At 60.4% G+C, this 23,823-nt stretch carries 21 protein-coding genes and 1 pseudogene; 9 read left to right on the top strand and 13 right to left on the bottom strand.

Translation table 11 applies throughout. The features are described 5' to 3' along the window. The first annotated feature begins 64 nt into the window (after positions 1–64). Together DWB67_RS14345 and DWB67_RS14350 are read left to right on the top strand one after the other, a co-directional pair. Complete coding sequence (locus tag DWB67_RS14345) at positions 65–1,195, top strand: polysaccharide biosynthesis/export family protein (protein WP_370453597.1); 1,131 nt, start codon at positions 65–67, stop codon at positions 1,193–1,195. Between the two features lie 7 nt (positions 1,196–1,202). After that, positions 1,203–3,185 (top strand): capsular polysaccharide biosynthesis protein, encoded by a 1,983-nt coding sequence (locus DWB67_RS14350; protein WP_119808265.1) that lies wholly within the window; start codon positions 1,203–1,205, stop codon positions 3,183–3,185. On the opposite strand, the gene ribD is transcribed toward DWB67_RS14350, so the two are convergent. Beyond that, positions 3,182–4,240, bottom strand: a complete 1,059-nt coding sequence (ribD, locus tag DWB67_RS14355; RefSeq protein WP_370453599.1) for a bifunctional diaminohydroxyphosphoribosylaminopyrimidine deaminase/5-amino-6-(5-phosphoribosylamino)uracil reductase RibD — start codon at positions 4,238–4,240, stop codon at positions 3,182–3,184. The genes DWB67_RS14350 and ribD overlap by 4 nt on opposite strands. Beyond that, complete coding sequence (gene nrdR, locus DWB67_RS14360) at positions 4,182–4,652, bottom strand: transcriptional regulator NrdR (protein ID WP_119808268.1); 471 nt, start codon at positions 4,650–4,652, stop codon at positions 4,182–4,184. Before nrdR ends, ribD begins: the two co-directional genes overlap by 59 nt. Positions 4,653–4,815: 163 nt before the next feature. Between nrdR and DWB67_RS14365 the strand changes: the two genes are divergently transcribed. Beyond that, on the top strand, positions 4,816–5,487 hold the full coding sequence (locus DWB67_RS14365) for an SDR family oxidoreductase (protein ID WP_119808269.1): 672 nt from the start codon (positions 4,816–4,818) through the stop codon (positions 5,485–5,487). On the opposite strand, the gene DWB67_RS14370 is transcribed toward DWB67_RS14365, so the two are convergent. The 6 genes from DWB67_RS14370 to DWB67_RS14395 form a co-directional block, all read right to left on the bottom strand. Further along, on the bottom strand, positions 5,484–5,900 hold the full coding sequence (locus DWB67_RS14370) for a secondary thiamine-phosphate synthase enzyme YjbQ (protein WP_119808271.1): 417 nt from the start codon (positions 5,898–5,900) through the stop codon (positions 5,484–5,486). The two genes, DWB67_RS14365 and DWB67_RS14370, sit on opposite strands and share 4 nt — an antisense overlap. Then, on the bottom strand, positions 5,897–7,315 hold the full coding sequence (gene rmuC, locus DWB67_RS14375) for a DNA recombination protein RmuC (RefSeq protein WP_119808273.1): 1,419 nt from the start codon (positions 7,313–7,315) through the stop codon (positions 5,897–5,899). Before rmuC ends, DWB67_RS14370 begins: the two co-directional genes overlap by 4 nt. Positions 7,316–7,381: 66 nt before the next feature. Further along, complete coding sequence (locus DWB67_RS14380; RefSeq protein ID WP_182911595.1) at positions 7,382–7,807, bottom strand: BLUF domain-containing protein; 426 nt, start codon at positions 7,805–7,807, stop codon at positions 7,382–7,384. Then, positions 7,797–9,779, bottom strand: a complete 1,983-nt coding sequence (rpoD, locus tag DWB67_RS14385) for an RNA polymerase sigma factor RpoD (protein ID WP_119808276.1) — start codon at positions 9,777–9,779, stop codon at positions 7,797–7,799. Before rpoD ends, DWB67_RS14380 begins: the two co-directional genes overlap by 11 nt. A 146-nt stretch (positions 9,780–9,925) precedes the next feature. Further along, on the bottom strand, positions 9,926–11,842 hold the full coding sequence (gene dnaG / locus DWB67_RS14390) for a DNA primase (protein WP_119808278.1): 1,917 nt from the start codon (positions 11,840–11,842) through the stop codon (positions 9,926–9,928). 75 nt (positions 11,843–11,917) lie between these two features. Continuing rightward, positions 11,918–12,505: a TetR/AcrR family transcriptional regulator gene (locus DWB67_RS14395; RefSeq protein ID WP_119808302.1), complete on the bottom strand. Its 588-nt coding sequence runs from the start codon at positions 12,503–12,505 to the stop codon at positions 11,918–11,920. 76 nt (positions 12,506–12,581) lie between these two features. Between DWB67_RS14395 and DWB67_RS14400 the strand changes: the two genes are divergently transcribed. Both DWB67_RS14400 and DWB67_RS14405 read left to right on the top strand, forming a co-directional pair. Then, a complete protein-coding gene (locus tag DWB67_RS14400; RefSeq protein WP_119808280.1) occupies positions 12,582–12,842 on the top strand; it encodes a hypothetical protein in 261 nt (86 codons plus the stop codon). A 63-nt stretch (positions 12,843–12,905) separates the two neighbouring features. Further along, positions 12,906–14,075, top strand: coding sequence for an alpha-hydroxy acid oxidase (locus DWB67_RS14405; protein ID WP_119808282.1), 1,170 nt, complete (start codon positions 12,906–12,908; stop codon positions 14,073–14,075). Here the strand turns inward: DWB67_RS14405 and DWB67_RS14410 are convergent. Next, positions 14,035–14,967, bottom strand: a complete 933-nt coding sequence (locus tag DWB67_RS14410; protein ID WP_182911596.1) for an acyltransferase family protein — start codon at positions 14,965–14,967, stop codon at positions 14,035–14,037. The two genes, DWB67_RS14405 and DWB67_RS14410, sit on opposite strands and share 41 nt — an antisense overlap. Before the next feature lie 202 nt (positions 14,968–15,169). On the opposite strand from DWB67_RS14410, the gene DWB67_RS14415 reads away from it, so the two are divergent. The 3 genes from DWB67_RS14415 to gluQRS all read left to right on the top strand — a co-directional run bounded on the left by DWB67_RS14415 (position 15,170) and on the right by gluQRS (position 18,065). Continuing rightward, positions 15,170–15,799 carry a 50S ribosomal protein L25/general stress protein Ctc gene (locus tag DWB67_RS14415; protein ID WP_119808285.1) on the top strand — a complete coding sequence of 210 codons (630 nt, stop codon included), beginning with the start codon at positions 15,170–15,172 and terminating at the stop codon, positions 15,797–15,799. Positions 15,800–15,909: 110 nt separating this feature from the next. Further along, complete coding sequence (gene trmFO, locus DWB67_RS14420) at positions 15,910–17,247, top strand: methylenetetrahydrofolate--tRNA-(uracil(54)-C(5))-methyltransferase (FADH(2)-oxidizing) TrmFO (RefSeq protein ID WP_119808287.1); 1,338 nt, start codon at positions 15,910–15,912, stop codon at positions 17,245–17,247. After that, complete coding sequence (gene gluQRS / locus DWB67_RS14425) at positions 17,229–18,065, top strand: tRNA glutamyl-Q(34) synthetase GluQRS (protein WP_119808289.1); 837 nt, start codon at positions 17,229–17,231, stop codon at positions 18,063–18,065. Before trmFO ends, gluQRS begins: the two co-directional genes overlap by 19 nt. Here the strand turns inward: gluQRS and hisI are convergent. Then, the gene (gene hisI / locus DWB67_RS14430) at positions 18,050–18,406 is read right to left on the bottom strand and encodes a phosphoribosyl-AMP cyclohydrolase (RefSeq protein ID WP_119808290.1); all 357 of its coding nucleotides are present in this window, start codon (positions 18,404–18,406) and stop codon (positions 18,050–18,052) included. The two genes, gluQRS and hisI, sit on opposite strands and share 16 nt — an antisense overlap. A 73-nt stretch (positions 18,407–18,479) precedes the next feature. Here hisI and DWB67_RS14435 point away from each other — a divergent pair, with 73 nt between their 5' ends. Further along, positions 18,480–18,917, top strand: a complete 438-nt coding sequence (locus DWB67_RS14435; RefSeq protein WP_119808292.1) for an iron-sulfur cluster assembly scaffold protein — start codon at positions 18,480–18,482, stop codon at positions 18,915–18,917. A 292-nt stretch (positions 18,918–19,209) separates the two neighbouring features. Here DWB67_RS14435 and recG read toward each other — a convergent pair whose 3' ends face one another. From recG to DWB67_RS14450, 3 genes and pseudogenes are all read right to left on the bottom strand, one after another. Continuing rightward, positions 19,210–21,306, bottom strand: a complete 2,097-nt coding sequence (recG, locus tag DWB67_RS14440) for an ATP-dependent DNA helicase RecG (RefSeq protein ID WP_119808293.1) — start codon at positions 21,304–21,306, stop codon at positions 19,210–19,212. Further along, the gene (gene ligA, locus DWB67_RS14445; protein ID WP_119808295.1) at positions 21,303–23,483 is read right to left on the bottom strand and encodes an NAD-dependent DNA ligase LigA; all 2,181 of its coding nucleotides are present in this window, start codon (positions 23,481–23,483) and stop codon (positions 21,303–21,305) included. The genes recG and ligA overlap by 4 nt, the downstream gene beginning before the upstream one ends. A 103-nt stretch (positions 23,484–23,586) precedes the next feature. Continuing rightward, positions 23,587–23,715 (bottom strand): annotated as a pseudogene (locus DWB67_RS14450) (DNA-binding response regulator); the annotation flags it as partial. Positions 23,716–23,823: the final 108 nt, after the last annotated feature.

Below are 23,823 nucleotides of genomic sequence, written 5' to 3' on the forward strand. Positions count from 1 at the left end.
GCAACGCTAGAATAGCGACAAACCGGCCGGTTAAGGCCGGAGCTGGATAACAGGAGTATACGAGGTGACAGGTTTGTTTCGGTTTACAGCACCGGTAAGGCTGCTGCTTATTGCATCCATAACCCTTGTTTCTGCCTGCGCCCTTCCGCGCACAGGTCCGAACAAGAACGAGATTTTCAACGGCGCCATCGAACGTGGCGGCAATACGCAGGTGATCTATGTCAATGATCACGTCACGCGCGCGGCCAATTTCGTGCCATCCTACGGTTTTTCGAACAATTTCCGGAATGCAGGTCAGGTCGGCGCCGATGATATCCGCGCAGGTGATGTTCTGGGCCTGTCAATCTGGGAAAACGTGGACGATGGTCTGTTGGCGTCCTTGGGCAGCAGTTCCACCACGCTGACCGAAATTCAGGTCGATAGCGAAGGCTATATCTTCGTTCCTTATGCCGGCCGTGTTCGCGCTGCGGGCAGCACGCCGGACCAGCTGCGCCAGACCATTACCCAGCGTCTGTCGGCCCAGACCCCCGACCCGCAGGTGACTGTCCAGCGCATGGCCGGTAACGGCGCCACCGTTTCGGTTGTCGGTCGTGTCAGTGCGCAAGGCGTTTACCCGATCGAACGTCCGACCCGCACCCTTTCGGCCATGCTGGCCCGCGCCGGTGGTGTGTCGGTCGACCCCGAGGTTGCAGTCGTCACTGTCAAACGCGGTGCGGACAGCGGCAAGGTCGCATTGACGGATCTTTATGCCAACCCGACGAATGACATCGCTGTCCGTCCGGGCGATCTGATCGTGGTCGAAGAAGACCAGCGCAACTTCACCGCCCTTGGCGCCCTTGGCGGCCAGACCCGCGTGCCTTTGGGCAACGAGGTGATCAACGCAGCCGAAGCCATTGCCATGGTTGGCGGTCTGAATTCCAGCCTTGCCGACCCTACGGGCGTTTTCGTTCTGCGGGACGAACCGGAATCTGTTGCCAGCCGTGTGTTGGGCAAGCCTGTCGTCGGTTCGCAGCGTTTTGCCTATGTGCTGGATCTGACGCGTCCGAACGGCCTGTTCCTTGCCCGCGATTTCGTCATCCGTGATGGCGACACGGTCTATGTGACCGAAGCACCCTATGTTCAGTGGCAAAAAGGCCTGTCCGCTATCACCGGAAGTGCAGCGACTGCGGATAGCCTGACATCGATTGGCGACTGATCCTTCGATGACATCGGATAACACTCAAGCCGCCGGATCACTCCGGCGGCTTTGCGTTTTCAACCTTGGTTTTTTCAACCGGCCCAGACTGTCGCGCATTCTGACGCTGACAGGGTGGCAGCCGACCATCGGACTGCCGCGTGACGGTGACGCCGTGGGTATCTGGGGGGCCAGCCCGACTGCATGGCGCGGCAAGGCGATGGCCCGCAGACGCGGCAACCCGCTGGTCACGGTCGAGGATGCCTTCTTGCGCTCGGTTCTGCCCGGTCGCAGCAAGGCAAAACTGGCGCGGCGCGGCCCCATCGGTTTATTGATCGACCCTGTTGGACTGCACTTCGATCCCTCGGCCCCGTCGCTGTTGGAAAGGTTGATAGAACAGCCGCAATCCGGTGATATGGCGGATCAGGCGCTGGCGCGGCTGCGGGCGTTGGACCTGTCGAAATATAATATGCACCACCCTGATCTGGCACCGCCTCCTGCGGGCTATGTTCTGGTAATCGACCAGACGCGCGGGGATGCGTCCTTGCAGGGTGCAGGTCGCGATCTGTTCCTGCAAATGCTGATGGCTGCGCGGGATGAACATCCCGGCAAGTGCATTGTGATCCGGACCCATCCTGAAACCGCCGCCGGCCTGCGCCAAGGCCATCTGGATGCCACCGACCTGCGCGATCAAGACATTCTTTGTGATGGGCCGCTATCCCCTTGGCGTTTGGTCGAAAATGCCGATGCCGTCTATGCCGTCAGTTCCCAGCTTGGGTATGAGGCATTGCTTGCAGGCCATCGTCCACGCCTGTTCGGCCAGCCCTTCTATGCCGGTTGGGGACTTAGCGATGACCAGACGCCCCTGCCGCAGGGTCGACGCGGCATGGCCACGCGCAATGCGCTGTTTGCGGCCAGCCATCTGCACGGCCCGACATGGTATGATCCCTGCCGCGACCGGCTGACCGATTTTCACGGGGCGTTGGACCAGTTAGAGGCTGAAACCCGTGCCTTCCGTCAGGACCGCCACGGCCATCTGGCCTTCGGGATGCGGCTGTGGAAACGCCGGTTCATGTCGCGGGAATTTAGTGACGCTGTGCCGCTGCGCTTTGCGGCCACCCCTTCGGATCAGGTGACAATGGCTTGGGCGGGGTCAGCGGCACAGGTTCCGCAGGCCATCAGGGTCGAGGACGGCTTCCTGCGGTCACGTGGCTTGGGTGCCGCCCTGACGCCGCCCTTGTCGATTGTGGGGGATGATCTGGGGATCTATTTCGATCCCAAAGCACCGTCGCGGCTGGAGGCGCTGATTGCCGCCGGTCCCCCGCCAGGCGGGCAAGAACGCGCGGAACGCCTGATCGACGCGCTGGTGGCAGCGCGTCTGTCGAAATACAATCTGGGCACCACGGGCAATTTGTTCCGCCCTGACGGCAGGCGGCGCATTCTGGTGCCGGGACAGGTGGAAAACGATGCCTCGATCCTGAAAGGCGGGGGGAATATCCGCACGAACCTTGCCCTGCTAGAATATGTGCGGGCCGAAAATTCCGATGCACAAATCATCTTCAAACCGCATCCCGATGTCGAAGCTGGCCTGCGACCGGGAAAGATCGACGCACACCTTGCCGACCATATCGCCACCGGCAGCGACCCCGTCACCCTGATCGAGGCCGTGGATGAGGTCTGGACCATCACCTCGACCATGGGATTCGAGGCGCTTTTGCGCGGCGTCCCCGTTACCACATTGGGTGCACCCTTCTATGCTGGATGGGGGCTGACGCGTGACTTGGGACCCATACCCGACCGCAGGCAAGCGCGCCCCGATCTGGCGGCATTGGTGCATGCCTGTCTGATCGCCTATCCGCGCTATCGCGATCCGGTCAGCCACCTGCCCTGCCCGCCCGAAGTTGCCTTGGACCGCCTGCGTAACGGGTTGACGGCCCAGCCTCCGTCATTGCGGCTGCTGGCTAAAATGCAGGGTGCCTTGGCGGGACATGCGTGGATCTGGCGGCGCTAGGCCGCACGCCACCGATGGAACAGATCCGGCCCGATGGTGCGTGTTTCCACCAAACGGAACCGCGGTGCATCGGCCAGATGTTCCCAACCGGTCGGTCCGACAAAAGGCTGCGCCTCGGCCCCCAACATGACGCCGGCGCTATATCCGATAAGCTGATCGACCAGCCCTGCACCCAGCAGACTGGCTGCCAGCCGCCCGCCGCCTTCGCAAAAGACCCGCGTAATGCCGCGCTGCGCCAGATCGGCCAATATCTGATCGCAGCTCCCCTCGACGCGCCATAAGGGCCCGTGGTCCGGCCCCTGCGGCGCAAGCGGCGGCAGTGCCTGTCCGGATACGACAATCCGCACCGGCTGCTGTGGTGTCTGGATGCCACGCACGTTCAGTTGCGGCAAATCTGTGCGCGCAGTCATCCCGCCGACCATGATCGCATCATGCTGGGCACGCAAAGCGTGAACATGGGCACGTGCGGCGGGCCCCGTGATCCACTGGCTTTCACCATTCGCCATCGCGATACGACCATCAAGACTGCTGGCCAGCTTCAGGGTCAGAAAGGGTCGCCCGCGCGTCAGACGGCTTAGAAAACCTGCCTGTAATTCGGCAGCCTGCGCGGCCAGAACACCTTGGGTCAGGGCGATGCCAGCATCCCGCAGCATCTGGTGCCCTTTGCCCGCTACGCGCGGATCAGGATCGGTTAACGCGGAAACAACGCGCGCCACGCCGGATTGCGCCAGGCCTTCGGCGCAAGGCGGGGTCCGTCCGTGATGGGCGCAAGGTTCCAGCGTCACATAGGCAGTCGCACCACGCGCCAACGGTCCTGCGGCATCCAGCGCCATCCGTTCGGCATGGGGGCGACCGCCCGGCTGCGTCCATCCGCGCCCCACCACGCGGCCATCATGGACCAATACGCACCCCACCGCAGGGTTCGGCCAGACATTGCCCAGCCCACGCTTTGCAAGGCGCAGCGCATGGGCCATGTGGACGGCATCCTGTTGCGGATCAGAGGTCAATCTTGGTCGCGCCGGGGCGTAATTCCGAGACGAACTTGTCAAAGTCATCCGCATCCTGAAAATTCTTGTAAACGCTGGCAAAGCGGACATAGCCGACATTATCGACGCGGGACAATGCCTCCATCACTATTTCCCCGATGGCTTTCGAGGGAATGTCGGTTTCGCCGGTGCTTTCCAGACGGCGGACGATGCCGCTGATCATCTGTTCGATCCGTTCGGGATCGACGGGGCGTTTCTGCATGGCGATGCGGATGGATCGGGCCATCTTGTCGCGATCGAAATCCTCGCGCTTGCCGCTGGATTTGACGACGACCAGATCGCGCAGCTGGACCCGTTCATAGGTGGTGAACCGCCCCCCGCAATTGGGGCAGAACCGGCGCCTGCGGATGGCCACATTGTCTTCGGCAGGACGTGAGTCCTTGACCTGAGTATCCACATTTCCGCAAAACGGGCAGCGCATTCCGTTGTCCCTTCGGTCCGGCAATCTACCGTCACTATAGGGGTCTTGGCAGGGCTTGGGTAGGGCTTTCAAAAGCGCACAAGATAGCGGTTCTGGAACCTGTGTCCGGAAAGCCGCGTTCTTTGGCAGCATTTCTTTGGAAATTCAAACGATTGGAAAGACGATGACCAAGACGCTTTTTATCACCGGCGCATCCTCGGGGATCGGCGCGGCCACGGCGCGCGCGGCTGTCACATCGGGCTGGAATGTCGCGCTATTTGCACGGTCCAAGGATAAACTGGCGGCCTTGGCACAGGAACTGGGCGATCGCGCGCTGGTGACTGTCGGCGATGCCACCGACATTGATGATCTGACCAAAGCGGTCAGCGAAACCGCCAGCCATTTTGGCGGCATTGACGCTGCATTTGCGAATGCCGGTCGTGGCATGTTCAAAGCGGGAACCGAAGCCGGTGATCCGGATGATATCAAAAGCATGATCGATCTGAACATCACCGGCCTAGTCATGACGGCGCGGGCGGTTCTGCCCGAATTGCGTAAAACCAAAGGCACGCTAGTTCTGACCGGATCGGGCGCGGGACGCAAACACATCAAGGGCTCGATCTATGGGGCAACGAAATGGTTCGTGCATGGTTACGCTGGCAATATGGCCGAGGAAATGCGCGAATGGGGCGGACGCTGTTCGGTCGTCGCACCGGGTATGGTCGACACGGCCTTCTTCGACAAAGCTGTGCCGGATAAGCTGCAAGGGCAGGATGTGGCCGATGCGGTGATGCATATGATCAACGCCCCTGCCCGTGCTGCAATCCGCGAAATCTATCTGATGCCGCAGAATTAATTGCCTTGGAACATCGCTGTGACCTGCCGACTGTGCGGCGCGCGGCGATGTTCCACCAGATAGATCCCCTGCCACCGCCCCAAAAGCATCTGCCCCCCTGCAACCGGTATCTGCAAGCTGACCGGCAGAACAGCGGCCTTCAGATGGGCGGGCATATCATCCGCACCTTCATACCGATGGGTGATCCAAGACATCGACGGGTGGTCGGCAGGCGGGGCGATCCGGTCCAGCCATGCCAGCAGATCGACCTGCACATCGGGATCGGCATTTTCCTGTATCAGCAGCGAACAGGACGTATGGCGCACCATCAGCGTGAGCAGACCATCCCCATGGTGTTTCAGCCATTTTGCAAGCGGCGCGGTGATTTCATGGCACGCGGGGCCATGGGTTTCGATGGTGAGTTCATGTCTCATTCTGCGGCCTCGGGTGGGGAAATCAGATCGTCGTCGTCATGGCGGTCGTGATCCAGTGATATCTGCTTCGAGGTTCTTGCGCCAAGACTGCGCAGCATCTCGACCTGCCGGATCACATTGCCAGAGCCACGTGACAGGCGGTCCATTGCCTGACCATGGGCGCGATTGGCCTGATCCAGCGCTTTGCCGACACCGTCCATCGCATCAACAAAGCCTGCGACCTTATCGTAAAGCTGCCCTGCCCTGCGGGCGATTTCCATCGCATTGCTTTCGCGCCGTTCAACCGCCCAGATGTGTTCAACCGTCCGCAGCGTCAGCATCAGCGTAGTTGCCGTCGTCAGCCCGACACCGCTTTCCATCGCGAAAGCGGCAAGGTCGGGGTCGGCGCGCAGGGCGTCGGAAAACGCCCCTTCGATCGGGATGAACATCAAGACATAATCAACCGAGCCGTCATCCATCCGGTGATAGCCTTTGGCCGACAGCGTATTGATATGTGTGCGGATCGCGGCAACATGGCGGCGCAGGGCGGCCCGCGCCTCGACCGGATCATCATGCGTGACCGAGGTTTCATAGTCATTCAGCGACACTTTGCTGTCGATCACCATGACCTTGCCCTGCGGCATTTTCACGACTACATCCGGACGCCACAGCTTGCCGTCATCATCGCGCCAGCTGGATTGCAGGTCGTAATGCGTGCCCGCCATCAAGCCCGAATCCTCGAGGATGCGTTCCAGCACCATTTCCCCCCATGCACCCTGTTTCTGCTTATCCCCCTTCAGCGCACGGGTCAGATTCACCGCCTCGCGCGAGATTTGTTCCGAGCGGTTGTGCAGTGACAGGATCTGTTCATGCAGACGTGCCGAATCCTCGTCCAGAATTTTGTTGCGGGCCTGCAATTCGGTCTGGAAACGGTTCACCTGATCGCGGAAAGGGTTCAGCAAGGCGTGCAGCTGTTCGTTTTGCGCCTGCTGCATCTGTCCGTGTTGCGTACGCAGGGTTTCCGCTGACAGCAGCTTGAACTGGCCTGTCATTTCGGCGCGCAGCTCTTTCAGGGTCTCGATCTCTTTGGCAGCCGCCTCGGCATCTTTTTCAGCCGAGAGGGTTTGACGCGCTAAGCGGGTTTCAAGAGTGCTGGCGTGCTGGTGGGCCTGATGCAACGCGTCGGTCAGCCCGTCGCCTTCTTCCTCAAGCTGCGACAGGCGGGCGGCCAGAACCTCGGACCGTGCTTCGTGCTGGGCAAGGGTGATATCACGTTCATGCAAGCGGGATCGAAGGGTGCGGGCCTCGGCTGCGGCATCACGCAGCCGACCGGACATCCGCATTAGGGTGGCTGCGAACCCGATTGCCAGAATACCCAACAACCACGCCAGCACTTCCCAATTCTGCCACCAAGGTGACATATTCAATCCCTGCATCCCGATCACTGCCCTTTGCGTTTTGGCCAGTGTTCACTTTTCGTGCCTGTCCTGCAAGGGCAGCTGTTAGATCGCGACAGACATCAGGAAAGCAACCACACCGCCTGCATAGTCACGCCGGTGAAAGGTCGAGTTTTCCGAACTGGCGAACCAATCCATCAGCGATGCGCGATCCTTGTCGGAAAAGCGCATGCGCCAATCCTGAAACCGGCGGTGATCCAGCGCACCTTGGTCAAGAATGCTGATCTCGCTGTGGCGGCTGTCTTGAAGGATGGTTTCGACAACGCTGATCAGCGGGTCTTTCGGGCCTTCAAGCCACTGAAAAAACATGCCGTCTTCGTAATGAAGACAGCCTGTCAATCCCAGCTCTTGGTTGTGGGTGCGTGCAGAACGAAGAATTTGCTGCAGTTCGCCCCCACCCAGATCCGGAAGGGCCGAGCTGCGGTACAGAAAATACCCCAGCCCGTCTATGTCCCTTAGCTCATTGATCAAGGAAGGACCGCAGCTTTCTGCTCCGCGATGGATGCTTCAGTTTGCGCAGAGCCTTGGCTTCGATCTGACGGATACGTTCGCGGGTCACGCTGAACTGCTGGCCGACTTCTTCCAACGTATGGTCGGTGTTCATGCCGATGCCGAAACGCATCCGCAGAACGCGTTCCTCACGCGGGGTCAGGCTTGCCAGAACGCGCGTGGTGGTTTCCTTCAGGTTTTCCTGAATGGCACTGTCCAGCGGCAGAACGGCGTTCTTATCTTCGATGAAGTCACCAAGCTGGCTGTCTTCCTCATCCCCGATCGGGGTTTCGAGGCTGATCGGTTCCTTGGCGATTTTCATCACCTTGCGAACCTTTTCCAGCGGCATCTGTAGCTTTTCGGCCAGCTCTTCCGGGGTCGGCTCGCGACCGATCTCGTGCAGCATCTGGCGACCGGTGCGGACCAGCTTGTTGATCGTTTCGATCATATGGACCGGAATACGGATCGTGCGGGCCTGATCCGCGATCGAACGCGTGATCGCCTGACGGATCCACCATGTCGCATAGGTGCTGAACTTGTAACCGCGGCGGTATTCGAACTTGTCCACGGCCTTCATCAGGCCGATGTTGCCTTCCTGAATAAGGTCAAGGAACTGCAAACCACGGTTCGTATATTTTTTGGCGATCGAGATCACCAAGCGCAGGTTCGCCTCGACCATTTCCTTCTTGGCCTGACGGGCTTCTTTTTCGCCGCGCTGGACCTGCGCCACGATACGGCGGAATTCCTCGATATCGACGCCGACATATTGACCGACTTCGGCCATATCGCTGCGCAGTTTTTCGACATGGTCGCGCGAACGATCAAACAGCGCCTGCCAGCCCCGACCGGCTTGGGCCGCCATGCGGTCCATCCATGTCGGGTCCAATTCGCTGCCGCGATAGGCTTCGATGAATTCGCGACGGTTGATACGGGCCGCATCTGCCAGTTTCACCATGCCGCTGTCGATGGTCACGATCCTGCGGTTGATGCCGTAAAGCTGGTCGACCAGCGCCTCGATCCGGCCATTGTTCAGGTGAAGCGAATTCACCAGCACAACGATTTCGCTGCGAAGCGTCTGATAGTCGGTTTCCGCAATCGCCGAGAAGCTGTCGTCTTCGTTCATCGTCGCGGACATGCGCAGATCCTGCATGTCGGACAAACGTTCGTAATACAGCGCAATGGATTCCAGCGTTTCCAGAACCCGGGGTTTCAGACTGGCTTCCATCGCGGACAGCGACAGGTTCGCGCCTTCATCCTCGTCATCGTCATCGTCGGACCGCAGAGGGTTACCGTCGGCGTCATATTCTTCGCGCTTGGGCGTTTCCGAGGTGGCTGTGCTATCCACGCCGCCGACCGGAACAACGTCATCCTCGCCCTCTTCGCCTTCCATATGCTGGCCGAAGGTAGTTTCCAGATCGATGACGTCGCGCAGAAGGATGTCTTCGTCCAACAGCTCGTCACGCCACAGCGTGATGGCTTTGAACGTCAGGGGGCTTTCGCACAGCCCTGCGATCATCGTGTTGCGGCCAGCCTCGATGCGCTTGGCAATCGCGATCTCGCCTTCGCGCGACAGCAGTTCGACACTGCCCATTTCACGCAAGTACATCCGGACCGGATCATCGGTGCGGTCAAGTTTTTCGGTTTCGGTGGTCGAAACGGCGATTTCGCGGTTTCCGTTATTAGTGGTGGCAAGCGCACCGCCTTCGGATTCCTCGTTGCCGTCTTCATCCTCGATGACATTGATGCCCATTTCGGACAGCATCGACATCACATCCTCGATCTGCTCACTGCTGACCTGCTCGGGTGGCAGGACAGCATTCAGCTGGTCGTAGGTAATATATCCACGTTCCCGCGCCTCAGCGATCATCTTTTTGACCGCAGACTGGCTCATATCCAACGTATGGGCGTTGTCGTCCTTGTCGGTCTTGTCGTGGTCGTCGTCCTTGGCGGCCATCCAGGGCTCCTTCTCGGCGCGGTCGTAGGCGATTCGCCGAATCTGGCGAATCGTCACAAAATTATATCGTTTCTAACGCGGATCACAGCCGAATCAAAGGCCATGCGCGTTGATGATTCGCAATCGCGGGAATTAGTGATTCGGCATCACCGTCCCGAAGGTTTCCGCCAGATCTCTCCACTTAGCCAACCCGAGAGTTGCGCGGACAGGGCACTGCGGTCTTCGTTCATATCGCCGCTGGTTTCCAGTTCGGGCCGTTCGGCAATATGGCGAGCGCGGGTGGTCTGGCTGATGCGCCATGTCAAACCCTCGTCCGCCTCGCCCTGAATTTCGTTTTCAGCGCGGGCCAGTTCGTGGCTTGTGGCGCGGGCCGCTTCCAACCGGTCCAGAAGATTATGCAGGATTGCAGCTGCGGCATCGTCCTCTTGTTGTTGGATCACGGTCGGGGTCAGTCCCAAATGGGCGTCACGGCGCAGGGTTTCAAGGCCGCGCCGCCCCGAGGGGCTGTTGCCCTGCGTCAGCAGGTCATGCAGCAAAGCCCCGCGGTCGGCATCACGCGGCACCAGACGTTCCAGCCGGTCTTCCGCAGAGGGGATCATCTTGGGACGCAACGCGCAGATCAGCAGCGCCGCCCCTTCCAGCAGATCCTCGCCATGTTCGGGCATATTCAGGTTCACCGGCGGCAAAGGCCCGCGCGGAATGGTCGAAACATTGCCCTGCCGCCCGCCACTGCGCCCGCGCTGCGGCTGCCAGTTGCTCTGCGGCTTTTTACGCGCACCACCGCCAAAGGTCGCCCATTGCTTGCGGCGGATTTCCTCTTTGTAGTGGTTGCGGGTCAGTTCATCGGGGATGCGGGCCACGGCGTCTTGCAGGCGGCGGTCCAATGCGGCCTTGCGTTCGGGACTGTCAAAGACCTGCCCTTCGATTTCACGCGCCCACAGCAGATCCAGCAGCGGCTTGGCGTTGTCCAGCAAGGCCCCCATCGCCCCCGGCCCCGAGGATTTGATCAGATCGTCAGGGTCCTGCCCCGCAGGCAGGATAACAAACCGCAGCGCCTGCCCCGGACCGGTCAGCGGCAGCGCCAGATCGATCAGCCGTTGCGCGGCACGCTGGCCCGCCGTATCGCCGTCCAGCGCGATAACCGGTTCGGGCGAAATGCGCCACATCAGCCGCAGTTGTTCTTCGGTAATCGCGGTCCCCAAAGGAGCCACAGCGCCTTCGAAACCGGCCCGCGCAAGGGCGATGACATCCATATAGCCTTCAGCGACGACAAGACGCTGGCCCTTGGCAACCGCGCTGCGCGCCGGTCCGACGTGATACAGGTTGCGGCCCTTGTCGAACAAAGGCGTTTCGGGGCTGTTCAGGTATTTCGCCCGCGCATTCGGGTCCATCGCACGGCCACCAAAGCCGATGCATTGCCCACGCCCGTCGCGGATCGGAAAGATGATCCGGTCGCGGAAACGGTCATAGATGGCGCTGCCGTTGTCGGGCTTGGCGGACATGCCAGCCTCGATGATCAATGCTTCGGGAAAGCCTTTTTCGCGCAATGCAGCGGTTAAGCCCTGCCGGCTGTCGGGGGCAAAGCCGATCTCGAACCGGTCCAGCGCCGCAGCGTCCAGCCCGCGGCGGGCCAGATAGTCACGGGCATCCGAGGCAACAGCCGTTTGCAGTTGCAGGCGGAACCAGCGGCAGGCAGCCTCGGTCACCTCCAGCAGCTTGCTGCGGTGGTCGGTGCGCTCGCGGGACCTTGGATCGGGTTCGGGCATCTGCAGGCCAGCCTCGGCGGCCAGCAGTTTGACGGCATCCATGAATTCCAGCCCGTCGGCTTCGCGCAGGAAGTTCAGTGCATCACCTTTGGCCTGACAGCCGAAGCAGTAATAAAAGCCCTTCTGGTCATCGCAATGAAAACTGGCAGATTTTTCCTGATGGAACGGGCATGGTGCCCACCAGTCACCGCGCGCCTGATTGGACTTGCGAAGGTCCCACACGACCTTCTTGCCGATCACGCGGCTGATCGGAACGCGATTGCGAATCTCGTCAAGGAAACCGGGGGGCAAGGACATAGGCTGATTATCTGCAATGATGCGCCCTGCTGCAAGCAGGACGGGATGGGTATTTGGCCAACGAAGGATGCATGATCAATGCGCCCCTACGGCCCCGCGCGCAAGTCCCCAGTAGATATCCGTGATCCGGTCACGATCAAGACGTCCGCCTTCACGATACCAGTTGGTCACGCCGGTCAGCATAGCGATCAGGGCCAGTGTCGCCACTTTTGCATCCTCGACCTGCATGGCACCGGTGGCGACACCGGCGCGGATGATGGCATCCAGCGATGCCTCGTATCTGCCGCGCAATTCCGCGATGCGGGCATGATTTTCGGGGCTGAGGTTCCGCAGTTCCATATATGACAGGAAAACCGCGTCGGGATGATCCAGACTGAACCCGATATGGAAGCGTACGAAGCGTTCAAGCCGTGCCAGCGGATCGGCATCAGGGGTATCGACCCATGCCGACAGCAAATCACGCATATGGCTTTCAAGCAGATCATGCAGCAATGCCTGCTTGTCGGGCGTATAGGCATAAAGCGCGCCCGCCTGAACGCCCACCGCCGCCGCAATCTGGCGCATTGACACAGCGGCATAGCCCTGCCGTGCAAACAGGCGGCGGGCCTCGTCCCGAAGCAGGGGACCGGTAATTTCAGCGCGGGAACCTTGGGTGCGGGCCATACCGGCCATCCTATCCAGCGCGATCGGTGGTGAAAAGGCATTTGCCGCTGGCAGGGGACCGGCGTAACCTGCGCCCATGACATATATTTCGCGCCTTGCCCTGCCCCTGATCCTGACTTTGGCCGCTTGCGGGGGCCAAGGCGATTATCCCGAATTGCTGCCCACCAGCGAATTGCTGGCCGAACCCGACGTGCCGGACCACGCCACCGTGGCCACATCGGACCCCGCCCCCGTCGAGGCCGCCACAAATGCCCGCGCCGAGGCGTTGCGCGCCCGTGCACAGGCGTTAAAGGTGCCGGTCGTCGATCCCTCGCTCTATGATGCCGCGAACCGGTGATTGCACGACGCGACAACCACTGGTAATAATTTCAGACCAGTTAAGGCGGAGGAAGACGGTGATATGGCGGTGATCACATCAATTGACGATCTGAAGGCGATGCATCGCGCACGCACGCCAAGGATGTTTTACGATTACGCAGAATCGGGCAGCTATACCGAACAGACCTTCCGCGAGAATACGACCGATTTTGCACGGCTAAAGCTGCGCCAGAAGGTGGCGGTCGATATGTCGAACCGCAAACTGGGCGGCGATATGGTGGGGCTGCCGGTCACCATGCCCGTGGGGCTGGCACCTGTCGGCCTGACCGGCATGCAGCATGCCGACGGTGAAATCCATGCCGCACGCGCCGCGGAAAAATTCGGCCTGCCCTATACGCTGTCGACCATGTCCATCTGCTCGATCGAGGATGTGGCCGCCCATACGACCCAGCCCTTTATGTTCCAGCTGTATGTGATGAAGGATCAGGATTTTCTGGCCGCCATCATCGAACGCGCCAAGGCGGCCAATTGCAGCGCGCTGGTTCTGACGCTGGATCTGCAAATTCTGGGCCAGCGGCACAAGGATCTGAAAAACGGCCTGTCCGCCCCGCCCAAGATGACCCTGCCGACCATTCTGGATCTGGCCACCCGCTGGCGTTGGGGCAAGGATATGTTGAAAACAAAGCACCGGTCCTTCGGCAATATCGTCGGCCATGCCAAGGGCGTCGGCAACACCAGTTCGCTGTCCAGTTGGACAGCCGAGCAATTCGACGAAAAACTGGATTGGGACAAGATTGCCCGTATCCGTGACATGTGGGGTGGCAAGCTGATCCTGAAAGGTATCCTCGATCCTGAAGACGCCCGCATTGCCGCTGATTTCGGCGCGGATGCGATCGTTGTGTCGAACCATGGCGGACGTCAGCTGGATGGCGCGTTATCGGCCATCCGAATGCTGCCACATATCGTCAAAGCCGTCGGTGATCGGGTCGAGGTGCATATGGACAGCGGCATCCGGTCGGGTCAGGACGTGCTGAAGGCGCTGGCGCTTGGGGCACATGCCACATGGATCGGGCGTGCCTATATCCACGGGCTTGGCGCCATGGGCGAGGCTGGCGTGACCGCGGCGCTGGATGTCATCCGCAAAGAGCTGGACACCAGCATGGCGCTATGCGGTGAACGTGACCTGCGAAATGTCGGGCCGCAGAACCTGCTTATCCCGCAGGGATTTCTGGACGAATACCCGATCTCTTGAATATCTGCGAATGACGCAGGCAGACCAGCATGAATGGCAGGGTGATCCCCGCGATCACCGCCACCAGCAGGTTGTCGATGCCGATCAGCGGCAATCCCTGCAAGACGATCACATGCATGACATAAATGCCCGCCGCCGCAGCCCCCAAGGGCAGTGCGGTTGCGGGCATCCTGATCCGCTGGACCATCAGGAACAGCGCCGGACACAGCAGGAAATGACCCAAAGGTATTTCCAGCAAGGGATCATCGCCCAGACGGGAGATCCAGAAGATATTCTCGGCCACGGTCAGGGCCAAGCCCGCGATTGCTGCAAGCAAGGTGAACCGCATACGGACGCCATCCGCGATCAGCCAGCCCATTGCCATAAACGGATAAAGATACATCGGACCATTGCGGTAATGTTCGATCGGCACATTCGACAGGCCCGACATTCCCGCATATTGCAGCCCTAACCCCAGCCCTGCAAAGACCAGCGCCGACACAATGACGCCCCCCCGCCCGAAGCTGCGGAAGGCACCCAGCATGATGCCTGCAATCGCGGCCCCCTGCAGAAACCACAGATGCATAAAGCCCAGAACTAGCTCGCGCAGCGTATCGCCCAAGGGACGTGCGCTAAAATAGGGCCAGAGAAACAGCAGATAGATCCCCGACCACAGCGCATACATCCACAGCAACTGCCCCACCCAAGGCGACAGCCGCCCCTTACGCAGGGTCGAGGCCAGAAAATACCCCGCAATGATGGTGAACAAAGGCACGGCAACACGCAGGATGCTGTTGCCCAACGCCAGCCCGGTCATGCCGATGCTGTCGCGCGCAAAGCCCGAATGGCCCAGAACGACGAAACAGGCCAATAAAACTCGCAGATAATCGACCGAGATATTTCTGTCCCGCACCATGCCCCCGCAACATCCAACCGCCCTGCCCGATATAGGGCACGGACCGGATCATACCATTACAGCTTGTGATTGGGTTGGAACAGATGGACTAGCGTCATTTTCAACCTTCACAAACAGACCTGATTGCGTTAATGGCACCGCTTGGTCGCCGTGCACCCTTGGAGGACGGCGTCATCACATATGTTTAAGGATTAAAAACATGGCCAAAGAGATTCCAGATCTAGTGGCCGAGGCACGCGCGGGGACAGGCAAGGGGGCCGCCCGCCAGACCCGCCGCGATGGCATGGTGCCCGGTATCGTTTATGGCGACGGCAAAGAGCCCGTTTCGCTTGCATTCGACTTTAACAAGCTGCTGACGCAGCTGCGTAAAGGTCGCTTCATGTCCACGCTGTGGAACCTGAAGGTCGAAGGCCAGGACGACGTTCGCGTCATCTGCCGCGGCGTTCAGCGCGACGTTGTCAAGGATCTGCCGATCCACATCGACTTCATGCGCCTGCGTCGTACGTCGAAGGTCAACCTGTTCATCCCCGTTGAATTCATCAACGAGGACAAGTGCCCCGGCCTGCGTAAAGGCGGCACGCTGGTGACCGTTCGTAACGAAGTCGAAATGATCGTGACCGCGGGCGATATCCCCGATCACATCACTGTCGATCTGGACGGCGTCGATATCGGCAGCTCGATCCACATCAGCAGCGTCACGCTGCCGAACGGTGCGAAGACCACCATCGACCGCGACTTCGTCGTTGCCAACATCGCAGCACCCTCGGCGCTGCGTTCGGAAGAAGATTCCGCTGAAGGCGAAGAAGCCGAAGCTGCTGCGGAAGCTTGATCCCGCGCGCTTGGGTCGCATGACCTATGGGGCGGTGCCATTGGCGCCGCCCCTTTCCTTTTTGGGGCCGCTTTGTTAGCCCCGCCCCGCACGCCTTGCAGGAGAGCCGCATGGAACCCGTCCACATCATAGGTGCCGGCCTTGCCGGTTCAGAAGCCGCCTGGCAGATTTCGCGCGCAGGTGTTCCTGTCGTCTTGCATGAAATGCGCCCGACGGTTGAAACCTTCGCCCATAAATCCGGCGATTACGCCGAAATGGTCTGTTCCAACAGCTTTAGGTCCGATGATGACGTGATGAACGCCGTCGGCCAGCTGCATTGGGAAATGCGCGCGGCGGGCGGTCTGATCATGGCCATGGCCGACAAGCACAAACTGCCCGCAGGCGGTGCGCTGGCCGTCGACCGAGAGGCGTTTTCAGCATCCGTTACAGCCACCCTACAGGCCGAACCGCTGATCACCATTGTGCCGGGTGAAGTTACCGAATTGCCGACGACCGGCAACTGGATCGTGGCAACCGGCCCTTTGACCTCGGATTCGATGGCGGCGGCCATCCGGGGCATCACCGGCGCAGAGGCGCTGGCATTTTTCGATGCCATCGCCCCCATCGTGCACGCCGATACCATCGATATGTCGGTGGCTTGGGAACAAAGCCGTTACGACAAGGGCGAAACGCTGGAAGAACAGCGGGCCTATATCAACTGCCCGATGACCAAAGACCAATACGAGGGCTTCATCGACGCCCTTCTGGCTGCTGATAAGACCGAATTCCACGAAGGCGAAACCGCCGGTTATTTCGACGGCTGCCTGCCGATCGAGGTCATGGCAGAACGCGGCCGCGAAACCTTGCGCTTTGGTCCGATGAAACCGGTCGGTCTGACCAATGCCCATAAGCCTGATGAAAAAGCCTATGCGGTGGTTCAGCTTCGCCGCGATAACGCTCTGGGAACGCTGTATAATATCGTCGGCTTCCAGACCAAGATGAAATACGGCGCCCAGACCGAAGTGTTCCGCATGATCCCCGGCTTGCAAGACGCCAGCTTTGCGCGTCTGGGCGGCATTCACCGTAACAGTTTCCTGAACTCACCCACCCTGCTGGATGACCGGATGCGGATGAAGCTGCAACCGAACCTGCGCTTTGCCGGTCAGGTGACTGGCGTCGAAGGCTATGTCGAAAGCGCCGCGATGGGTCTGCTGGCCGGTCGCATGGCGGCCGCGCAGGCCAAGGGGCAGGATCTGGCACCACCGCCCTTCACCACATCCATGGGCGCGCTGGTCAACCACATCACCGGCGGCGCCGAGGCCAAGACCTTCCAGCCGATGAATGTGAACTTCGGTCTTTATCCACCGGTCGAGGAAGGTCGCAGCGGTCGCCGTGGCCGCAAGGACCGCTATCCCGCCTATACGCAGCGCGCCAAGGATGATTACAACGCATGGCTGGCCGCCCAGTAACCCGTTTTGCACCATCGCCCACGGGGCTTTTGCACCTTGGGCATGCGTTTTCCGCGCTGACAGCGGCGCAGGCCGGACGCTTTTTGCTGCGGATCGAGGATATCGACCGCGACCGCTGCAAGCCGGAATATGAACAGGCGATCTTTGATGATCTGGCGTGGCTGGGGCTGGATTGGCCCCTGCCCGTCATGCGCCAGTCCGACCGGATGCAGGCCTATCAGGATGCGCTGACGCAATTGGCGCATCTGACCTATCCCTGCCGCTGCCGTCGCGGCGATATCCGCGCCGCCATGTCCGCCCCGCAAGAAGGCGTTCTGCCTGCAGGTCCGGATGGTTTGATCTATCCCGGCACCTGCCGTGACCGCCCGATGGCCGATGCAGCTTCGGACGATGTAATCCGGTTAGATACCCGCCGCGCATTCGAGGCCTTGGGAATTGACCGGATCAGCTTTGTTGATGACGGCACTACTTATGAAATGACCCGCGACCAGTTTATGGCGGATATCGGCGATGTCATCCTGTCGCGCCGCGGAATGGGAACCTCATATCATCTGGCCGTAGTGGTCGATGACGCAGCGCAGGACATCACGCTGGTCACGCGCGGCAAGGATCTGTTCGCATCCACATGGATCCACATCCTGCTGCAACGCCTGCTAGACCTGCCGACGCCGATCTATCACCACCATCTCCTGATACGCGATGATGACGGCAAGCGGCTTGCCAAACGCGACGATGCCCGCGCCATCCGCCACTATCGTGACGAAGGCGCAAGCCCGTCGGACATCCGCGCGATGTTGGGGCTTCAGGACATAGGCTGAAGAATCTCGACCTCATCGCCGTCACGGATGGCGGTGTAAAAACAACTGCGGCGGTTGGTGTGGCAGGCGGCACCTGTCTGGTGCACCAGAACCAGCAGGCAATCGCTGTCGCAATCCACCCGCATTTCGACCAGTTCCTGCGTATGACCCGAGGTTTCGCCCTTGATCCAGAAGGACTGGCGCGACCGCGACCAATAGGTCACCCGCCCCGTTTCCAAAGTTTTGGCGACAGCTTCGGCGTTCATCCATGCCATCATCAGAACCTCGGACGAGGTTGCATCCTGCGCGATGGCAGGGATCAAGCCATTGGCATCATATTTAAGGCTAAGCGGATCGAACATCGGGTTTCCTTTCGCGGGGCGCGTACCTATCTAACCCTGAAGACTGGTGCCGAAAAGACCGCAGGAAAGATAGATGGCCGACAGCGACCTTATGCAGCTTTATTCGCGCCGTATTCTGGCGCTGACGACCGCAATCCCCCATCAGGGCAAGCTGGAGGGGGCGCAGGCGACTGTTCTGAAACGATCACCGCAATGCGGATCATCGGTCACTGTGCATCTGTCTGTGGCCGATGGTGCCATATCCAATTTCGCGCAAGAGGTGCGGGCCTGTGCGCTTGGGCAAGCCTCGGCCTCGGTTCTGGGGCAGGCTGTTATCGGGCAGAATCGCGACGACCTGATCAAGATCCGCGACCAGTTGCGCGCCATGCTGAAAGAGGAAGGCCAGCCCCCCGCCGCCCCCTTTGCCGATCTTGAGGCTTTGGTTCCGGCGCGCGCCTATCCCAATCGTCATGCCTCGATCATGCTGGCATGGGATGCCACGATCGAAGCGATCGAAAAAGCTGCGGCCTGATCTGCGGATAAAAAAAGACCGGCCCCTGCCAGGGCCGGTCCAGTTGCGCGTGCAGGACAATGGCGGCGCACAGGCGTGGCGCCGCGTTTGCAACGCGGGGCAGACGAAACAATCTTAGGCTTGCAGGATCGCAGGCAGCCAAAGCGTTACAACGGTGGTCGTGGCCAAAGCGGTGACGCCAATCAGATCACAGATGAATTCACGGGTCATGGGCAGCAACTCCTTCTCTGTTGCTGCTTTGTTCCCACATGAGATCGATTCTGTAAAGAACATTTTAAGAACATTTTGCTGGTCAGCCGACCTGTATCAGTCGAATCGCCTGATCCTGTTGCATGAACCACATCAAAAGCCGCAGGGCTTTGCCGCGCGGACTGTCCAGACCGGGGTCGCGTTCCAGAAGGGCGCGGGCATCATTGCGTGCAACGGCCATCAGCCCGGATTGATGTTCCAGATCGGCAATACGGAACCGTGGCAGGCCCGATTGCGCCGTTCCGATGACATCCCCCGCCCCGCGCATTTCCAGATCGACCTGTGCGATGCGAAAGCCGTCTTCGGTATCGCGCAGCGTGGTCAACCGGCGGGCACCGGTTTCGCCAAGGGGTTGGTGATACATCAGCAAACAGGTCGAGGCACCGGTCCCCCGCCCCACCCTGCCCCGCAGCTGGTGCAACTGCGACAGGCCAAAACTCTCGGCGCGCTCGATTACCATGATGGTGGCTTCCGGGACATCGACCCCTACCTCGATCACGGTTGTTGCAACAAGGATTTGCGCGACACCCGAAGCGAAATCGGCCATTGCGGCATCGCGCTGATCCGACGGCATCTGACCGTGCACCAGCCGGACCAGATCCCCGAACTGCGCGCGCAGGGTGGTGAACCGCGCCTCGGCGGCGGTCAGATCGCTCACCTCGCTTTCATCGACCAGCGGACAGACCCAATAGGCACGCGCGCCCTGCGCCATTGCAGCCTTCAGGCGGTCGGTGACCTGATCCAGCCGCTGGTCGCTGATCATCACCGTTGTGATCGGCTGGCGACCGGGCGGCTTTTCATCCAGGATCGAGACATCCAGATCGCCATATTGAGACAGCGCCAAGGACCGCGGGATCGGCGTGGCCGTCATGATCAGCATATCGGGCGGCACGATGCCCTTGGCTGACAGCTCAAGCCGTTGTCCCACGCCAAAACGGTGCTGTTCGTCGATGATGGCCAGCCGGAGGTCTTGGAAATGCACATCTTTCTGGAAAACCGCATGGGTGCCGACCAGAATATCGATGGTGCCATCTGCCAGATCGGTCAGGATCTGCTGACGGGTCGCCGTTTTGTCGCGCCCCGTCAGTGCCGCCAGCCGGACCCCTGCCGCGCGGGCTAAGGGTTCAAGGGCGCGGGCATGCTGGCGGGCCAGAATTTCCGTTGGGGCCATCAGGACGGCTTGCCCCACTGCCTCGACCGCGACCAATGCCGACAGCATGGCCACCAATGTTTTGCCCGCACCGACATCACCTTGCAGCAGGCGGTTCATGCGACGGTCGCTGGCCATATCTTCGGCAATTTCGCGAACGGCGCGCGTTTGCGCCCCCGTGGGGGGCCACGGCAGATGGTCCAAAACCGCCCGACGTAACTGCCCGTCGCCAGAGGTCGCGCGGCCCTTCAAACGGCGCTTTTCACGTCGCACCAATGCCAGCGTCATCTGATGTGCCAAAAATTCATCATAGGCCAAGCGCGCCCGTGCCGGACTGTCGGGCGACATATCGGCAGGGCTGCGCGGCGCATGGGCCTGCGCCAAGGCATCCGTCAAAGAGGGCCAGCCCCTTTGCGCCACCAACTGCGGGTCGATCCATTCATCAACCTGCGGCAGCAGCTGCAATGATGCCTCGACCGCTTTGGTCATGCTGCGTTGGGTCAGGCCGGCCGAAAGGGGATAGACCGGTTCGAACTCCGGCGGCAGCGGATCACTGTCCGACAGGATATGGTCGGGATGGACGATCTGGGCATGGCCGTCGAACAGTTCCAACTTGCCGCTGATGATGCGGCGTTCACCAACGGGCAGCTGGCTTTCGATCCAGTTTTCACGCGGTCGGAAAAACACCAAAGTCAGATCCGTCGTGCCATCGGTGCAATGCACACGCCACGGCCTGCCCCGCGTCTGCGGTGCGTGGTGGCGCACAACAGTCAGGGCAATCGTCACAATCTCGGGGGCGCGGGCGTCGGTTACATTGTCGATGCGACGGCGGGTGATGCCGTTGTTGGGCAAGGTCAGGACCAGATCACGCGGCTTGTCGATATGCATCTGTTCCAGCGCCGCCCGACCTTTCGGACCGATGCCGGGCAAGGTGTCGATACCTGCGAACAGCGGGAATAAGACCGGTGGACGGCCCTTGGGTTGCGTCATGTCGCACCCGCGATGCGAAGCCATTCGTCTTCATCGATAACTTTCACACCCAAATCGGCGGCTTTGGTCGCCTTGGACCCCGCCCCCGGTCCCGCAATCAACAAATCTGTTTTCGCACTGACCGAGCCTGCAACCTTCGCGCCCATGGCCTCGGCCCGCGCCTTGGCTTCGGCGCGCGACATGCGTTCCAATGTGCCAGTGAAGACCAGTGTTTTGCCCGACACCTCGGTTTCGACACTGGCTGCGCTTTGCATTTCCTGTGGAGACAGCTGAACCAGCAACCGGTCAATGCCGTCACGTTCGGCAGGCTGGCTGAAGGTCGTGACCAACGAGTTTACCAGAACAGCGCCGATGCCGTCGATGCCGGTCAGTTCCGCCCAATTCGGGCTGTCGGGCAATGCCATGCGGCGGGCCTTGTCATCGACCGCCTTGAAGGCAGGTTCATTCGCGGCAGCATCAATTGCGGCGATCAGGGCGTCCCAAGTGCCGAAATGACGGGCCAAGGTGGTGGCCGCCACCTCGCCCACATGGCGGATACCAAGCGCGAAAATCAGCCGCGGCAAGGGGATGTCCCGCTTGTCATCAATTGCCGCGAACAGTTTTTCGACCGAGCGTTCACCAAAACCGTCGCGATTTTTCAACCGCGCCAGTTGCCCTTTGTCGCGTTCCGCCAAGGTGAAGATATCAGCCGGTTCGCGGATCGGAAGCGAGGGGTCGGCAAAGAACATCTCGATCTGCTTTGCACCAAGACCGTCGACATCAAAGGCCGCGCGGCTGACAAAATGTTTCAGTTTTTCGACCGCCTGCGCCGGGCAGATCATTCCGCCCGTGCAACGGCGGATGGAATCGCCCGGTTCGCGGATCGCCTCGGAGCCGCATTCGGGGCATAGGGTGGGAAAGATGAAGGGCGCACTGTTATCTTGACGGCGCGACAGGTCGACATCGGCGATCTTGGGAATAACATCACCGGCACGATAGATTTTGACCCAATCGCCTTCGCGGATGTCACGGCCTTCACGAATGGCCGCACCACTGTTGTCACGGCCCGCGATGTAATCCTCGTTATGGAGGGTCGCATTGGAAACCACCACGCCGCCGACTGTTACGGGCTCCAGACGCGCGACGGGCGACAACGCCCCCGTACGTCCGACCTGAATTTCGATGCGGTCCAGCCGGGTCCATGCAGTTTCAGCGGGAAACTTATGCGCGATTGCCCAACGCGGGGTGGTGGCGCGAAAACCCAAACGGCCCTGATAGGCAAGGTCGTTCACCTTATAGACGACGCCGTCAATATCGTAACCCAAGGTCGCGCGCTGCTGTTCAATACTGGACCACACGTCGATCAACTGGTCTGCAGTGTCGCAAAGACGGGTCAGCGGATTGGTCTGGAAGCCCAGCGCTTGCAACCGTTCCACTGCCTGCATCTGGGTGGGTGCCAAGGGCTGTGAAACTTCGCCCCAGCTATAGGCAAAAAACCGCAGCGGGCGGCTGGCGGTCACCGCGGAGTCGTTCTGGCGCAGCGATCCTGCTGCCGCATTGCGCGGGTTGGCAAAGACGCGGCCACCGTCCGTGTTGTTCAGCTTTTCGAAGTCGGCGTGGGTCATATAAACCTCGCCCCGAACCTCCAGAATATCGGGCACATCACCGGTCAGCTTTTGCGGGATATCGGTGATGGTGCAGGCATTGGCGGTGACGTTTTCACCGACAGCGCCATCGCCGCGCGTTGCGGCCTGAACCAGACGCCCTTTTTCATAGCGCAAAGACAGGGACAGCCCGTCGATCTTGGGTTCCGCAGTTACCTGCAAGGGGGCATCCACACCAAGCCCCAGAAAGCTGCGGATGCGGCCAAGGAAATCATGCACATCTTCGGGCGAAAACGCATTTCCCAGCGACATCATCCGTTGGGAATGGGCAATCTTGCCAAAGCCTTCGGACGGGGCGGCGCCGACCTGCATGGTCGGGCTGTCAGGACGTGCCAGCGCAGGAAAGGCGTCTTCTAATTGGGCCAATCGGGCCTTTGCGGCGTCATATTCAGCGTCCGGAATAACCGGCGCATCCTGACCGTGATATGCCGTATTGGCATCGGCAACCTGTGCGGACAGATCTGCGATTTCTGCAGCTGCCTGTTCCTGGTCCAGATCCGCTACGGGCGGCCGCCCTGCCACATTCTGCGCCATGATATCCCCTCTGCACCGATATGGCCGGAGCGGGTCCGGCCATCCATCCTTGTCAGATCAGGGTATCGCCCAAGGCGCAGCAATCGTCCAGCATTGGTGGCAATCAGGCGCTGATTGCCACAGGCTGAGCTGATGCGGCAGGTTCGCGCAATACATAGCCACGTCCCCAGACTGTCTCGATATGGCTTTCACCGCCCAAAGCCTCGGACAGCTTCTTGCGCAATTTGCAGATAGAGGTGGTCGCAGGAATTCGGACCAGTTGCTAAGCTTTAGCGATTGACGAAGGACTGACCTGAGATGACGAAACGAAAGCGCTATTCTGCGGAGTTCAAGGCGAAGG

This window comes from Paracoccus sp. JM45 (assembly GCF_003590715.1).
Taxonomy (GTDB): domain Bacteria; phylum Pseudomonadota; class Alphaproteobacteria; order Rhodobacterales; family Rhodobacteraceae; genus Paracoccus.